Origin of the sequence: [Bacillus] enclensis, from assembly GCF_001456935.1 — a bacterium.
In the GTDB taxonomy this organism is placed as follows: Bacteria; Bacillota; Bacilli; order Bacillales; family Bacillaceae_B; genus Rossellomorea; species Rossellomorea enclensis.
In genome coordinates, this window is sequence record NZ_KQ758483.1 from 335,436 (window position 1) to 350,743 (window position 15,308).

Below are 15,308 nucleotides of genomic sequence, written 5' to 3' on the forward strand. Positions count from 1 at the left end.
GAAGCGGGGGTAATGTAATTAAGAATAAGAAGTTGAGGCACCCAAACGGCCTTTTCATTCTCATTTCCCCCTTTTCTAAAGGATTGAAAGTGTACAGCTTTCAATCCTTTTTTTTTATGGTTAAATGAATGGATTCTTCCATTCCATTAATAAGCCATAGTTACAAGATTCTTTATCATCAAGGTATCCATTCACTGCTTTCAATGGAGTTCTTCCACATTGAAGCAGGAAGGTGATTACGGGGTCTTTATACTCTCCCGAAGTTAATTTATATACATATTCATCAATGGTTAAATGTTCAGAAAATTTGTGGTAGGTTGGTATGCGGCCCCCTCCCAGAAGGCGGTCAAGCTGCAAATGCACCACAATTTCATACATGGCATTCATCAATTCTTTCCCGAGTTTGAATCCCCGAAAATCAGGATCGATGCACAAATCGACAACATACAATGTATTCCCGAGCCCGCTGTGATTGCGGATGTAACCTTCATCCGTTATTTCGTCCCACGTATGATGAGGATACGCAGGATCAAAGGCGACGATAAGACCAGTCATGCTGCCAGCAATCCTGCCATCGATTTCAACACATAGTGCTCCTAATGGGAAGTTGTCAATATGACTCGCCAGTTGTTCCTTATTCCACCATAATTCCGGAGGGAATGGCGGAGGGAAGGCACGCTTCTGGATTTCAATGAGTCCGTTGAAATCCGAAGTGGTATAGTTTCGAATAGTGGCCTTGTGAATTTGATCTTTTCTGAAGACAAATTGTTGTTTTCGATACATGATCGAACCCCATTTATCAGAAATTTACTTGTTCATTATACTTTATGAAAGCGCTTTTTTAAAGGTATTTCACAAAAATAATTTACCTAGATACTCTAATTATTAAAAGTTGAAAGTGTTCCGGTTTTGTACCCCTGTTGATTTACGTGCAAGAGTTCGCTTTTTGCGGGCGTACGTTGAGCCTACAGGCATTCTCGCAGGAGATTCTGTTCAGGTCCAGGGTCCAGAGACCCTCGAGGGCAATGATCGGGATTTTTATGTAGGTTATATGGAGGTTATAGACGTTCTTGACACAGGAGACGAAATGGCTGCACTCGCCTGATTAGGTAAAAGCAGCGTTTTGGCTCGGGGAATGCGATAATGAGGCCTGCGGAAAGGGGTGCGATCGGGGAAATCTTTTAATTTTGACCCGTAATCTTTCGAAAACTGGACTTTTTCTTTCAATTCCGGGCAATAATCTTCGAATTCTGGGGTATGATGATCTTTTAATTTTAGAATTTATTCCGTCACTTACCGAATATACCCAAACAATAGGTTGGACGTGCTGGAAAAGCAAAGGACGCCTTCAACACCGGGGCGTCTTATGCTTCCGCCTCTAATCAAAGCCATTTGCATTTGTGCGGCAGCAGGGCTCAGAGAGCACAAGTTATAATCCATTGGAGTCTTCGTATTGCACTCCGATCAACTTCTGGAGTAGAGCAATAATCAGTATATATTAACAACCAAAAAAATTTTTTATAAAAGTTTTATTTTTTGGTTTAGTTATTTTAAAAGGGGGGTAACCTATAATTAAGCATGAAATTGGAGATTAATTTCTCACTAACACCCCCTTTTCCTTTTTTTGACTGACCGGTTTTATAGCCGGCAGTCTTTTTTTATTCTTTTTTATGGGAGGATTTGATTGAATACTTATGTAGTCCGCGATTAATACTAATTGTAGTGTTTCTGTAAAGAAGCATAAGAAGAGAAAAGGGGACCTGAGAAAATGGCTAAGCGAACAAAAAAGAATGATCCTCAGCAGAAAAATAAAAAGGGATTTGATTCTTCCCGTTTAAATGAAGAATTCGCGCATGAAATGGGCAGTGCAGCAGCAAACAAGATTCACAAAGATAAAGCAAAAAAAGAAAAAGCACCTAAAAACAACGGTGAATATACGAAGTAATGAAAAAGACAGACCTTGGTTTCGAAACCAAGGTCTGTTCTTTTAAATGTAAGTGTCAATGAAGGACTGAATCCTTGATAGACCTGATTTTAATTGCTCCATTGAGCATGCATATGAAATCCTTACGTAGCCTTCACCATAGCTTGAGAATGCATCACCTGGAACGACAGCCACCTTTTGCTCTTTTGCAAGGGCAAGTGCGAATTCAAATGAAGACATCTTAACCTGCTCCGGGATTTTCACAAAGAAATAAAATGCGCCGTCCGGTTTCACCACATCTTCAAATCCTATTTCTTTCAGACGATCAAAGACATAATCTCTTCTGACCCTATACTCCTCCTTCATTTCCACTGCATCATTGATTCCATTTGTCAAAGCTTCATACGCTGCTTTTTGTGAGACCGAAGAGGCACAGGACACATTATATTGATGAATCTTCAAAAGATGTTTGCTGATGGATTCAGGAGCAAAAATAAACCCTATTCTCCAGCCTGTCATACTGTGTGATTTGGATAGGCCATTAATCAAAATGGTTTGTTCTTTAAGGTATTCAGCTATGGATCGGTGAGCGCCTTCAAATGTCAGTTCACTGTAAATTTCATCTGCCAATACAAAGATATTCCTGTCTTTCAGCACTGCTGCGATTTCTTTCAATTCTTCTGCATCAAGACTGACTCCAGTCGGGTTTGATGGGTAAGGAAGGATGATGCATTTTGTAGACTCTGTAATGTGCTTCTCGATTGATTCGGCCGTAACCTTGAAATTGTTACTTGTGGTATCTATATGTACAGCTTTTCCACCACATAAATGAATGATTGGTTCATATCCGGGATATACAGGACCAGGAAGAAGACACTCGTCCCCAGGTTCTAATATTGTCCTTAGCACGACGTCTATTCCCTGTGAAGCCCCTGTCGTGACGATCACCTCGGATTCAGGTTGATAATGCACATTATATTTTCTGCTCATAAAAGATGCAGCCGCTTTTCTCAGCTGAAGAAATCCTGCATTATGGGTGTATGAAGTGAAGTTATCATCTATTGCATTTTTGGCTGCTTCCTTTATATGGAGAGGTGTCGGGAAGTCCGGCTGGCCAATCGTCAGTGAAATCATTCCTTCTATATCAGCGACCAAGTTAAAAAATTTTCGTATGCCTGATATTTTGATATTTCTCACGTTAGGATTCAAGTATTGTTCCAATATGCACACCTGCTTTTTTCATTTGCTACATATTTTATCATCTTTTACTGCAGTAAAGGAATGCATTTGTTTGAATCGATTAGAATCAGGGAATGGTTAGAAAAGAAAATAACATGGCATTGAAGGTGAGCAGCAATGATCAGGACTACGGCGATTTTGAATAATGGGGACATCCTTCAGGATATACCTTTATCAAGGGTGAAGGAAGACAATGTTAAATGGTACTGGGTCGATTTTAGCGAACCTGCAGATAAGGATATCCGCATGATGAAACGTTTCTTTCAGTTTCATCCGCTGGCTATAGAAGACTGTCTGGATGACTTTAGTGAAAGACCTAAATTGGATTTTTATGGTGGATATATTTTTGTGCTGATGCATGCGATAAATCGTCATACACTTGATTCATACGAAGTGAATCTTTTTGTTAATGGCAGATTCATCGTTACTTTTCATAAGAAACCGGTAAATCAAATCGATCATATGTGGAAGATGGTAAGTGAAGAAGGTGCACAGCTGACTCCGTTCACCATCATGCATGGAATTATCGACAGGCTGGTCGATGAGTACTTTCCGCTGATCTACAGCATTGAAGACCGGCTGAATACAATAGAAGAGAATACGAATGAAGAATCCGATTCAAATCTAATGGATGAATTATTCGATATCCGCCATGAAATGTCCAAGTTGAGAAGGACGCTCATTCCAATGAGGGATTTATTATATAGGATCAGTAATTCAAGCAGATTGAATTCATTGAAGGAAGAACAACTGTATTTTAATGATGTATATGACCATTTGATCAAGCAAGTTGAAATGCTGGAATCCTATCGTGAATTTTCCGCAGATATCCGGGATAATTATCTATCCATCAATTCAGACAAAATGAATAATATCATGATGACGCTGACTGTCATCACTACTATCTTCATGCCTCTTACATTCATAGCCGGCCTTTATGGCATGAACTTTGTATACATGCCGGAGCTGAATGAACATAACGGATACTTCGTTGTCCTGACAGTAATGGCTCTTATTGCAGCGGTCATGTTCGGTTTCTTTGTAAAAATCGGCTGGTTGAAATTTGGTGGGAGAAAAAGAAGGAGAAGAAAAAGGCTGCTCAAGCTTAAATAAACCGAATCGGCTTTTTGGATCTCGCTAAATGGCTTGTTAGCAAAAAAATACGGGAAAACGGTGGATTTTTATTTCAAAACGCGTTATATTGATTGAGGACAAAAGAAGAATTGGGATAGGAACATTCCCGAGAGGTTCTAGCACAACCCTCTATAAAAAACTAAGGGAAACGGCATCCTTTGGTGTCGTTTGTTTTTGTTTAAGCGGATTTTCATAGCTGTCATTTACAGTTTCGCTCTGGTGCATCAGATATTCAGAGGGAAAGCATGATTATAGAGAAATAAAGGAATCTTTTTTTCTTCTTTTCAAGGTGAAGTTGATGCCTGCAAAAAGAGAGGAGAATCATAATGAAACAAGAAAAAGCTTTGGTTGTATTCAGCGGGGGACAGGACAGCACCACATGCCTGTTCTGGGCAAAAAAGGAATTCAGAGAAGTTGAAGCGGTCACGTTCAATTACGGGCAGCGGCATGCAGCTGAACTGGATTGTGCAAAAGAAATAGCTGAGGATTTAAATGTATCACATCATACGCTTGATATGAGTTTATTGAATCAGCTGGCTCCAAGTGCATTGACAAGGAAGGATGAAGCCATTACACATGAGGAAGGGGAATTGCCTTCTACATTTGTTCCGGGGAGGAACCTACTGTTTCTTTCATTTGCCGGGGTGCTGGCGAAGCAGATCGGTGCTAAACATATCATAACGGGGGTCTGTGAAACGGACTTCAGCGGCTATCCGGATTGCAGGGATATCTTTGTGAAATCATTGAATGTTTCACTCAATCTCTCGATGGATGCACAATTTGTGATTCACACACCGCTGATGTGGATCGATAAAGCCCAGACTTGGGAGATGGCCGATCGTCTCGGAGTACTGGATTATATACGTGAAAACACCTTAACCTGCTATAACGGAGTGAAAGGTGACGGGTGCGGTGAATGTCCCGCATGTGAATTGAGGCAAAGAGGTCTGAATCAATATTTACTAAAGAAACAAGGGGGAGAGGAATGATGCTTCAGCAAATTTATCCGTCTCCTACTCATGAGTATGAATTTGAACTGAATAAGGATATGCATTTTGCTGCATCTCACTATATCCCGCATGAAGATGCAGGTGACTGTCAAAAGGTGCATGGTCATACCTATTACGCAAATATCACAATCGGTGGAAATCAACTGGATGACTCAGGTTTCCTCATAAATTTCAAACATATCAAGAAACTGATCCATAAACGTTTTGACCACACCTTGTTAAACGAGGACAGCCTTTTTTCAGATGAAGATCCTTTGAAATTCCCCACTACTGAAGTCGTGGCGAAAACTGTATGTGAAATCATCCAGGGGCATTTAGATACATTGGAACACCGTCCTGTGTGCCTTCAAGTGTTCTTAAGGGAAACGCCCACATCCTATGTCATATACAGGCCAAAAAGGGGGAAAGTATCATGAAAAAATTCCCCGTATTAGAAATCTTCGGTCCGACTATTCAAGGTGAAGGGATGGTAATCGGCCGGAAGACGATGTTTGTAAGGACTGCAGGATGTGATTACAGTTGTTCATGGTGTGATTCGGCTTTTACCTGGGACGGATCAGCAAAAGATGATATAAGGCTTTTGAATGCAGAGGAGATATGGAATGAGCTGAGTGAGATTGGAGGGAAAAGGTTCTCCCATGTGACGATTTCCGGGGGGAATCCTGCACTTTTATCCAACTTAGGTGAATTGCTCGACATTTTTAAGGAAAACGGAATTGAGTCCGCCTTGGAAACACAAGGAAGCAGATGGCAGGACTGGTTTTATGACATTGATGATTTAACGATATCACCAAAACCGCCAAGTTCAAACATGATAACAGATTTCAATAAATTGGATGAAATCATTCAAAAATTAAATGACAATGATTCTGCATTCAGCTTAAAAGTGGTGGTTTTCAACGATGGGGATATGCAATATGCAAAGAAAGTGCATAAACGTTATCCATCAGTGCCTTTTTACCTTCAAACGGGAAATCCGGAAACTGCTGAAGAAAACACTGAAAAATTGGTTTCAGACTTGCTGAATGACTTTGAAATATTGATCGATAAAGTATCTATGGATGACGAATTGAATAATGTAAGGGTGCTCCCGCAGCTGCATACGCTTGTATGGGGAAATAAGCGGGGGGTATAGAGAGAAACACAAAAAGCGATTGAGTTCTTCAATCGCTTTTTGTGTTGGAACGTCTTTCACTTTCTTGCATTTTCGTCTTGACTCTGGTCAATGCTGCTTTTTCCTTCAACATAAAAAACTTCGTCAAAGTCGTCATGACCTTCTTTGTTCTTGCTTATCGCAACCAGAGGATTTGAATACTGTGCAGGCAAAATGTGACCTGTTATCTCATCAAAATCAAGGATCCTTCTATTCTCCACATCTCTTCTCTCAGGCATATATACACCTCCTGGCTTTAGTTTGCTGATTAAGAAAAACAAGTATGTAAAAATTTTTATCACCTTTAAAATGCGTTGATGTGTAAAAAAATGCAGATATTGTTCGATATAAAATAGGTAAGGTATTTATCGTTGTTAACAAGAATGGAAGGACGTATCAAAATGAATGATTCTAAAGGTATCTTGCTCGAAAGCGGCACAAATGAACTTGAAATGGTTGAATTTGAAGTTCAAGGAAATAAATTCGGAATAAATGTAATTAAAGTGAAGGAAATCATTCAACCGGCCGCGGTCATACCCGTCCCTCACTCTCATACCCACGTAAAGGGATTGATTCAACTAAGGGGGGAAGTACTTCCAGTGGTGGATATGGCCAGAGTACTTGGACTTCAAGAAAAAGACTCTCCCCAGTCAAAATTCATCGTATGCGAGTTCAATAAACAAAAAGTGGTTTTCCATGTACATAATGTGACTCAGATTCACCGTATTTCCTGGAATCAGATTGAAAAACCTTCTGAAATGTATTCCGGAATCAAGTCGGGGATCATTGGAGTAGTAAAACGTGAGGATTCAATGGTTTTAATGCTTGACTTCGAAAGTATTATGGTGGAAATCAACCCGGAATCAGGGATACATATTGATCAGGTGAAAAAACTGGGTAAAAGGGAAAGAAGGAATAAGAAAATCGTGGCAGCTGAAGATTCACCGCTCCTCCGAAAACTGCTCAATGAAACCCTGACGGAAGCGGGCTACGATTCAATTGAATTTTTTGAGAACGGAGCTGATGCATTTGCTTATCTAGAATCACTGTCAGAAGGTTCTGGACCTATTGAAGATTCTGTCGGTTTGGTTCTAACAGATGTTGAAATGCCTCAAATGGACGGTCACCATCTGACAAAGCGAATCAAAAGTCATCCTGTATTAAAGAAACTGCCGGTCATTATATTTTCCTCGCTGATTACAAATGATTTGAGGCATAAGGGTGAGTTGGTGGGGGCAGAAGATCAAGTCAGTAAACCTGAAATAGCAGAACTGATATCAAAAATTGATCAGTACGTACTGTGAAATATAAGAAATGGCTGCATGCTTTTGAAACATGCAGCCATCTGCCAAAAAAGGAATTCGCTTTAAAGCGCTAAAATTCGAACGTATTAAAAGAAGCTGTCACCCAGCTTTTTGAATACAGGTTTTTGATAATTGTTTTTCCTTGGTCTTTTGTGTTTATCTTCGGAATCGGACATTCCTGTATAGTCTTCCAAGATGCCCTTTGCCTGGTGCAGCCCCATTTTACTTCTCGGGTTCCTTATTGCCTGATTGAGTGTCCCCAAGTGCGGGAGCTGCTTGAAATCTTCTTTGGAAGGCGGTATGTGAAAGGTGTATTCACCGCAATCAACTAAGACATCCGACTGCTGCTGGCTGAATTTAGGATTGTTAGAAAAATGGAGTCCTACTTTTTTTGCTTTACCTTCACGGATCATCTTCATCAATGCACGCTTCTTCAGTGCATACAAGTATTTTGGGTTACCGGCAGTCTTTGCATGACGATTAACAGTGAAAATAGCTTGAGAGAGGGTATTTACTGATGTGGAGGAAGGGGTATCATTACTGGTATTTCTCAAGTTTTTGGCTCCTTTCTACTATATTCCTTACTATTATACCTTCTTTTTCTATCAATGGAAAGTAGGAGTAGGGATCTATTGTTAGAAAACTGGTATTTTTCTTTATATTCTTTGCCGCGATTTATTTAAAAAAAGAACTGGATCATTAACTGACCAGTTCTTATAAGTTAATTCAAGTTTTTAACAGCTTACCTTTGCGGGTAGATGTTGATATTTTCCGTCATATAACTCGGGGAAGGAGCAAAAGTGTTCCCGTAAGGCGCTCCTCCATAAGGGACTCCACCATAAGGTACTCCCCCATATGGGACACCACCATAAGGCGGATAATATGGCGGGCAGCATGGTCTGTTAAATAACAGCGGGCCGATGGCTAAACCTGCTAAACCACCTGCTAAAAACGGAAGGCCGAAAAAAGGAAAGAAACGTTGATCGTATCCTCTCATGGCAGGGTAGTTATAGGTATTATAAGGAATAAACGACTGACGATACATGAATAACCTCCTCTCTATTCTTATTATTATATGGTCTTGCTAATCACTGTGAGCCTGTATTAAATGAAAAAGCAAAATAGGGGAATTTGCCGGTTCCGATAAATAAAACGCAATAAATATTGAATTTTCTTACATATTTATAGGAAACGAATTCATTTACTAGTACAATGTATGTAGGATAAAAGAATCAACAAGTATAAGCGGATGAGGATGAAATTCATGCAGGCACTAAATAGGAAACAAGATAATGATAGATTAGACGTTGTTTTAAAAGACGTTGTATTGGAATATATAAATGACATGATTTTTATAATGAAAGTCGAAGAGGGACCTTCTTTTCGTTATGTATATATAAATGAATCAGCCAGGAAAAGCACAGATATAAAAAATGAGGATATGGGACGGTTGCTGGATGAAGTGCTTACAGGAGGGCTTGGTTCGCATATAAAAGAGAAGTATGTTCAACTGGTGGAGAATGAGGAGACAATCATTTTCAGGGACACTGTCGAGCTGCCGGGCGGGGAACAGATGATAAACGAGTCGATCTTGACCCCTATAAAGAATGAATTGGGAAAAATTGAATATGTTGTTTGTATTACGAGAGACGTTACTCCAATCATGAGAGAAAAGAAAAGGCTTTCAAATGCAAGGAATAGGTATAAGTCAATCATCGAACATAATTTGGACGCCATTTTCATATTGGATTCAAACGGGGTAATAAAGGAATCCAATATTGCAGGCTGTCAATTGACAGGGTATCAAAAGAGCCAAATGGTGAATTCCGCAATTTATGATCTCTTTCATTCATCGGTCAAGAAGGAATTAGAAGAGGCCTTAAAAAAGGCTTCCAACGGTATACCGTCTACACTGGAACATTGTATGCTGAATACGGTGACAGGAAAAGACAAGATCACAAGCATCAAAGCTGTACCGATTGTAGTGGAGGAGAAATTCGACGGGTGTTATATCATTATCAAAGATAATACTGTTTCTTTTGAACAAAATGAAATGATCCATTACATGGCACTGCATGATCAATTAACCGGTCTTTGGAACCGTAAAGCTTTAGATGAGCATCTACCCTTGTTCGTTCAATCCATGGAAGATTCGGGCCGTGAGCTCTCGGTATTGTATCTGGACCTTGATCGATTTAAATTTGTGAACGACACACTGGGATTGACAGGTGGTGACCGGGTGCTTAATAAGATCACAAAGCGGTTAACGACGTTGACGAATGATAATTGCCTTCTTTACAGGCAGGGCGGTGATGAATTTATTTACCTTTTGAAAAACAGCAGCCTTGAGGAAACAAAAGAAAAAGCGACGGAAGTACTGACTTTATTTCAACAGTCATTCTTGATGGAGGGGCAGGAATTTTACATCAGTCCTTCCATAGGGATAAGCAGGTATCCTGCAGATGGCTTTGACGGGAACACTCTCATCCAAAAAGCGGCGCAGGCACTATTCCAGGTGAAAGAAAAAGGCAGGGCCCATTACAGATTTTATCAAACATACATGGAATCAAGTTTTCCGAATTATATGATCATGGAATCACATTTAAGAAAAGCGATTGAGAAAGAGGAACTGTCCATTCATTATCAACCTCAGATCAACCTTTCATCCGGCACTGTAGACAGTTTCGAAGCGTTGATACGCTGGAATAACCGGAAGTTCGGGTTTGTGTCGCCGGGTCAGTTCATCCCGCTGGCGGAAGAAACGGGCCTTATCCACGGTATTGGTGAGTGGGTGCTCGAGCATGTATGCCTTCAGCTCAGAAACTGGAGGGAAAGAGGGAATAAGGATGTTCGGATCGCGATCAATATCTCCCCTAAACAGTTTCAGCAGGAACAGCTGGTGGATACGATCCGGGAGTACCTTGAAAAGTATGGAATTCCGGCTGAATGCCTGGAGATCGAAATTACGGAAGGAGCCATGCAGGATACCCAGCAAACCTTGTCAGTACTTAAGAAACTTAAAGAATTGGGTGTGTTCATTTCTGTGGATGACTTCGGCACGGGCTATTCCTCGCTGAATTACCTGAAAAGGTTTCCGATTGATATTCTGAAAATAGACCAATCATTCGTAAGGGAAATCGGATCCAGTCAAAAAGATTCCGCCATCACGACTACGATCATCCATCTTGCTCACAGTCTTGGTATGGAAGTGATTGCTGAAGGTGTTGAAGAAGAGGGCCAGGTCCATTTCTTAAAAGAAGCAAACTGCCAAAAAGCACAGGGGTTTTATTTCAGTAAACCAAAAGTACCCGAAGAATTGGAGCATTATGTTTATGCTTAGTATGATTCGATCCATTAATTTGACAGTTTCGGGTGATATCACGTATGTTTAAGTGAGGTCACCACAGTTAGGTAAAAGAGTCAAGTTAATAAAGGAGAGGGATTAGATGAAGAAAAAGCAAATGGAAATCCTTTTTCTCCCCACCGATAGAGGGACGGTAAAAGTATATGTTTATGGCTTTCATACGCCCCGAACTCTTGGTCAGGTCTGCGTTACATTTCATAATGTTTCTGTTGAAGCAAAAGGATACAGAAGGAATAAGACGATTATTAAAGCATTGGCTCAGCTTCATGAAGCGATTGTCAATAATCAGGATAGTTAAATAAAGGTCCGGTACATTTAAAATCATGTACCGGACTTTTTTTGTAAGAAAGCTGGCTGATTAGGAAAAAGATGTGGTAAGATAATGAGTGAATATTCATTCATTTTAAGGGGGAGAAAAAATGGGAGAAAAACAAACGGTCATTATCACCGGGGGATCCAACGGAATGGGGAAATACATGGCAAAGTATTTTCTCGAAAAAGGTTCTAACGTCGTCATTACTGGTCGTAATGAGGAGAGACTTCAATCTGTAAAAGAAGAGTTTGCTTCGCTTCAGGGAGAAATTGACGTGTTCCAGATGGATGTTAGAGAGCCGGAGCATGCAGAGGCTATGGTCAAGTTTACAACAGAAAAGTTTGGGAAAATTGATGTTCTGATCAACAATGCAGCAGGGAATTTTATCTGTCCTGTGGAGAAATTGTCTCCAAATGGTTGGAAGTCAGTCATTGATATCGTCTTGAATGGGACCTTTTATTGTTCTAATGCAGTGGGCAATTATTGGATTAAAGAAAATCATAAAGGCTCGATCATCAATATGGTGGCTACATATGCTTGGAATGCCGGAGCCGGGGTAGCTCACTCTGCTGCAGCAAAAGCGGGCGTCTTGTCCTTGACAAGGACCCTTGCAGTCGAATGGGGTCACAAGTATGGAATTCGTACCAATGCCATCGCGCCTGGACCGATTGAACGTACTGGAGGGGCAGAAAAATTATGGACCTCAGAAGAAGCTGCCAAACGTACGATTGAAAGCGTCCCTTTAAAACGACTGGGGACACCCGAAGAAATTGCAGGACTTGCTTACTTCATTTCTTCAGAACAAGCTGCTTACATGAATGGGGAATGCATCACATTGGATGGCGGGCAATGGTTGAACCCATTTCCGTTTTGATATCTTACACGGAATGCTCACGATGCGGGGCATTCTTTTTTTTATCTCTTTTTTCAATCATAAACGAATGACAATTCTACTCCATCATGTGTTATAATTATGCAAAAAATGTATCAGGTTGGAGGAGTGCACATGGATCCATTGGATGTAATTAGCAATATTGACAAGGTCATTCCTTATTATCAACCGATTTTCAGTGCGGATGAACATAAGATAATCGGATATGAAGTGCTGGGAAGAATTCTCAAGGACAATGGCGAGGCAGTGAGCCTTGGTCCTTTTTTTAAGGGGAATGATATTCCTGACGAATATAAAATCGAAGTGGACCAGAAAGTGACGGCAGAGGCCATCCGCCAATTCATTATATCCGATCAGCAGGGACTGATTTTTATAAACAAGGATGCAAGGCTCCTCATGCTTGACCATGGTGAATCCTTCCTTGAGCAGATGCTTTCCTTTAAAACGCAAGGACTTCAATTGAACCGCATTGTGCTGGAATTGTCTGAGAAGACATTTCAGGGTGATTTTGAACAGCTTGTACATGTATTGCTCTATTATAAAACGTATGGAATAAAAGTAGCCATTGACAATGTGAAGGGGAATATCGGTGAACTTGACAGACTGTCCCTTTTTTCTCCAGATATCATTAAGGTCGATCTTTCACAGCTCCGTAACGATGCAGGGAATAAAATGTATAAAGATATCTTATTCAGTTTATCGGTGCTTGCAAGAAAAATCGGTGCATCCCTCCTGTTCGAGCATATCGAAATTAATTATCAGCTGCAGTTCGCATGGTTGAATGGCGGCAGGTACTACCAGGGTTATTACCTCAGGCATCCTTCAAATGAATTCGTGCAATCCAACATCCTTAAAGACAAATTAAAAGAGAGATGCCAGAATTTCATCCGCTACGAAAAAAAGCATTTAGAGGCAGGATATCAATTTGCTGAAGATTTACATAAGGAAATCAACCGTATACTGACACTTCTGAAGAAACAGACACAAGACTATGATCAACTGCTCACCGGACTTGCTGACGCATTTACGGATAAGTGCTTCCGCTTGTATATGTGCGATGAAAATGGGTTCCAGGTCACCAGCAATATTTTGAAAGTACATGGCAAATGGGAAATTCACGAACGCTTCAAAGGAAAAAACTGGAGCTGGCGCCCTTATTTCTTGGAAAATATCATCAGGATGAGAATAAACAAAAAGGGGTTATTGTCTGATATCTACAGTGATATCGATTCGGGTGAGCCGATCCGGACTTATTCATATCCGTACGGTGACGGCATGTACCTGTTCATCGATCTGTCTTACGAATTTTTATTTGAAGAGGAAAGCCTTCTTTATTAAGCAGCATTTTGACATCTTTATTCAGCTGCCTGCCTTTCCATATTTCTTTGAATAGTGTGTTTCCATTAGGGGAAATTATCATTAAAGGAATATTGAAGGAGGGGCATGGATGAGTATTTATATTATACTGCTCACTTTGGTTGCTGTAGGAGTGGCAGGTTATTCAGTTTATTATACATTTAGAATCGCTGGGCAGGAAAAAAGGTTAAAGGGTGAATATGACACAGACATACCGGAATCTGTTAAGGCGCATCCTTTTATGCGGAATCCGGTCTTCCTGGCGATATTAGTTTTTACTGTTTTCGTGGTAGTCATGATCCTTTATCTATCATTTAAATTTGCCTATTGATATTAGTCTAAGTTAACCAGAACTAATTTGCATGCGGTCAGGCAAATTAGTTCTGGTTTTTAATTTGTTCAGTGAACCTTTAAATCGGGAATCGGAGGCGGCTTGCTTAGAGGCGACAAGCCTAGACCAGAAGGGGGGGAGGAATCCAGTTATTTGGATTTTTTTGGTAAGTGACGGAATAAATCTTAAAATTCAAAGATTTTCCCGTTGAATTCGAAGATTATTGCTCCGAATTGAAAGAAAAAGTCCAGTTTTCGAAAGATTAAGGGCCAAAATTAAAAGATTCCCCAAAAATCCCTCCCGATTCACCCCGTTCCAAAGCCCGCATTACCGCTTGTAGAGCCCCAAGATGCTGATTAAACCTGATGAGGCGAATACAACTATTCCATATACTGCACTAAGAACGCCTTTAACCTCCGTAAACCTCCATATAAAACAGATCATCACCTCGAGGCGCTCTCATCCAAGCTTGACATCACCTGCTTCAAGAATGCCAGGAGACGCAGCGCCCGTCCGCCGAATCGAAATCTTGCATGGAAATCAATAGCGGAAAAAAAGCCTATACTCCTATATCACTTTTTTAAGTTGGTTTAATATTCCAGTATTCTTCGTGTTTAACATATAGATATCCGGGAAAATGGCAAATAAGTGAAAAAGATGTCAATCAGTGTTGTTATTTTTCGAACAAAACTTAGCCAATCGACAAAGTTCAATTGCTACAATAGATTCACCTATTTTTTTAAGGAGGGGAATAAAATGGCTAAAAGCAAATTATTTATCCTTGTTTTGATCATCGGCCTCGTTTCAGCAGCTTGCGGACAAGTCAAACAGACACAGGCGTCCACGTTCACAGACAAGCAGGCAATGGCTATGGTGAAGGAAGCATTCCAAACCCAGGTTTCTTTAAGTGAAAAGCCTCAACCGATGGAGGACATCGAAAAGCAGCTTAACGAATCATTTACGGAGGAACTGACAAGCTCATTCATAGAAGATAATGTTGTAATGGCAGAAGGAGGCTATATGACGTTCGGTTCAGACTTTGCACCGCATTATATTCCTTTCTTTTCTTACGACAAGTCCACCAATGTTGATTACAAAAACGGAAAGTGGTACATATGGGAAGAGCGTACAGGGGAAGATGAAGGTCCTGTAAGCACAGCTTCAGGAGTGGAAGCAGTGGTTTTAACAAAGGAAAAAGGAAACTGGAAGGTAGCTTCCATAACAAATGAAATACCGGATCATCTTAAATAGACAGAAAAAAGATACCCACGCGAGGTATCTTTTTTTT

Annotated in this window: 18 protein-coding genes and 1 riboswitch; of the genes, 13 read left to right on the forward strand and 5 right to left on the reverse strand. The window is 40.4% G+C overall.

What is annotated here, in order from left to right; translation table 11 throughout:
- Positions 1 to 120: 120 nt before the first annotated feature.
- Positions 121 to 783 carry a GNAT family N-acetyltransferase gene (locus AS034_RS09370; RefSeq protein ID WP_058298318.1) on the reverse strand — a complete coding sequence of 221 codons (663 nt, stop codon included), beginning with the start codon at positions 781 to 783 and terminating at the stop codon, positions 121 to 123.
- 163 nt (positions 784 to 946) lie between these two features.
- On the opposite strand from AS034_RS09370, the gene AS034_RS22720 reads away from it, so the two are divergent.
- Together AS034_RS22720 and AS034_RS22970 are read left to right on the forward strand one after the other, a co-directional pair.
- Positions 947 to 1,105: a hypothetical protein gene (locus AS034_RS22720; RefSeq protein WP_156416140.1), complete on the forward strand. Its 159-nt coding sequence runs from the start codon at positions 947 to 949 to the stop codon at positions 1,103 to 1,105.
- Positions 1,106 to 1,768: 663 nt separating this feature from the next.
- Positions 1,769 to 1,945, forward strand: a complete 177-nt coding sequence (locus AS034_RS22970) for a hypothetical protein (RefSeq protein WP_169792809.1) — start codon at positions 1,769 to 1,771, stop codon at positions 1,943 to 1,945.
- A gap of 42 nt (positions 1,946 to 1,987) precedes the next feature.
- Here the strand turns inward: AS034_RS22970 and AS034_RS09375 are convergent, their stop codons facing one another.
- On the reverse strand, positions 1,988 to 3,145 hold the full coding sequence (locus AS034_RS09375) for an aminotransferase A (RefSeq protein WP_058298319.1): 1,158 nt from the start codon (positions 3,143 to 3,145) through the stop codon (positions 1,988 to 1,990).
- Positions 3,146 to 3,280: 135 nt separating this feature from the next.
- Between AS034_RS09375 and corA the strand changes: the two genes are divergently transcribed.
- The 4 genes from corA (at position 3,281) to queE (ending at position 6,442) form a co-directional block, all read left to right on the forward strand.
- Positions 3,281 to 4,276 (forward strand): magnesium/cobalt transporter CorA, encoded by a 996-nt coding sequence (gene corA, locus AS034_RS09380; protein WP_058298320.1) that lies wholly within the window; start codon positions 3,281 to 3,283, stop codon positions 4,274 to 4,276.
- Between the two features lie 125 nt (positions 4,277 to 4,401).
- Positions 4,402 to 4,446, forward strand: a riboswitch (PreQ1 riboswitch).
- 177 nt (positions 4,447 to 4,623) lie between these two features.
- Positions 4,624 to 5,286 carry a 7-cyano-7-deazaguanine synthase QueC gene (gene queC / locus AS034_RS09385; RefSeq protein WP_058298321.1) on the forward strand — a complete coding sequence of 221 codons (663 nt, stop codon included), beginning with the start codon at positions 4,624 to 4,626 and terminating at the stop codon, positions 5,284 to 5,286.
- A complete protein-coding gene (locus AS034_RS09390) occupies positions 5,286 to 5,723 on the forward strand; it encodes a 6-carboxytetrahydropterin synthase (protein ID WP_032089147.1) in 438 nt (145 codons plus the stop codon). Before queC ends, AS034_RS09390 begins: the two co-directional genes overlap by 1 nt.
- Positions 5,717 to 6,442, forward strand: a complete 726-nt coding sequence (gene queE / locus AS034_RS09395; protein ID WP_231938038.1) for a 7-carboxy-7-deazaguanine synthase QueE — start codon at positions 5,717 to 5,719, stop codon at positions 6,440 to 6,442. Before AS034_RS09390 ends, queE begins: the two co-directional genes overlap by 7 nt.
- A gap of 56 nt (positions 6,443 to 6,498) precedes the next feature.
- Here the strand turns inward: queE and AS034_RS09400 are convergent, their stop codons facing one another.
- On the reverse strand, positions 6,499 to 6,699 hold the full coding sequence (locus AS034_RS09400; RefSeq protein ID WP_032089048.1) for a hypothetical protein: 201 nt from the start codon (positions 6,697 to 6,699) through the stop codon (positions 6,499 to 6,501).
- Between the two features lie 162 nt (positions 6,700 to 6,861).
- Here AS034_RS09400 and AS034_RS09405 point away from each other — a divergent pair, with 162 nt between their 5' ends.
- Positions 6,862 to 7,764, forward strand: a complete 903-nt coding sequence (locus AS034_RS09405; RefSeq protein ID WP_058298322.1) for a chemotaxis protein — start codon at positions 6,862 to 6,864, stop codon at positions 7,762 to 7,764.
- An 86-nt stretch (positions 7,765 to 7,850) separates the two neighbouring features.
- Here AS034_RS09405 and AS034_RS09410 read toward each other — a convergent pair whose 3' ends face one another.
- Both AS034_RS09410 and AS034_RS09415 read right to left on the reverse strand, forming a co-directional pair.
- Positions 7,851 to 8,318, reverse strand: a complete 468-nt coding sequence (locus AS034_RS09410; protein WP_058298323.1) for a YkyB family protein — start codon at positions 8,316 to 8,318, stop codon at positions 7,851 to 7,853.
- A gap of 188 nt (positions 8,319 to 8,506) precedes the next feature.
- Positions 8,507 to 8,809 (reverse strand): hypothetical protein, encoded by a 303-nt coding sequence (locus tag AS034_RS09415; RefSeq protein ID WP_058298324.1) that lies wholly within the window; start codon positions 8,807 to 8,809, stop codon positions 8,507 to 8,509.
- Between the two features lie 219 nt (positions 8,810 to 9,028).
- On the opposite strand from AS034_RS09415, the gene AS034_RS09420 reads away from it, so the two are divergent.
- From AS034_RS09420 to AS034_RS09445, 6 genes are all read left to right on the forward strand, one after another.
- Positions 9,029 to 11,104: a sensor domain-containing protein gene (locus tag AS034_RS09420; protein WP_162266030.1), complete on the forward strand. Its 2,076-nt coding sequence runs from the start codon at positions 9,029 to 9,031 to the stop codon at positions 11,102 to 11,104.
- A 106-nt stretch (positions 11,105 to 11,210) separates the two neighbouring features.
- On the forward strand, positions 11,211 to 11,426 hold the full coding sequence (locus AS034_RS09425) for a hypothetical protein (protein ID WP_032089044.1): 216 nt from the start codon (positions 11,211 to 11,213) through the stop codon (positions 11,424 to 11,426).
- Positions 11,427 to 11,547: 121 nt separating this feature from the next.
- Entirely contained in the window at positions 11,548 to 12,315 is a 768-nt protein-coding gene (gene fadH, locus AS034_RS09430; RefSeq protein ID WP_032089043.1) for a 2,4-dienoyl-CoA reductase, read from the forward strand.
- A 132-nt stretch (positions 12,316 to 12,447) separates the two neighbouring features.
- Entirely contained in the window at positions 12,448 to 13,671 is a 1,224-nt protein-coding gene (locus AS034_RS09435) for an EAL domain-containing protein (RefSeq protein ID WP_058298325.1), read from the forward strand.
- A gap of 109 nt (positions 13,672 to 13,780) precedes the next feature.
- The gene (locus AS034_RS09440) at positions 13,781 to 14,020 is read left to right on the forward strand and encodes a hypothetical protein (protein ID WP_058298326.1); all 240 of its coding nucleotides are present in this window, start codon (positions 13,781 to 13,783) and stop codon (positions 14,018 to 14,020) included.
- A 756-nt stretch (positions 14,021 to 14,776) separates the two neighbouring features.
- Positions 14,777 to 15,271 carry a DUF3993 domain-containing protein gene (locus AS034_RS09445; RefSeq protein WP_058298327.1) on the forward strand — a complete coding sequence of 165 codons (495 nt, stop codon included), beginning with the start codon at positions 14,777 to 14,779 and terminating at the stop codon, positions 15,269 to 15,271.
- Positions 15,272 to 15,308 lie beyond the last annotated feature (37 nt).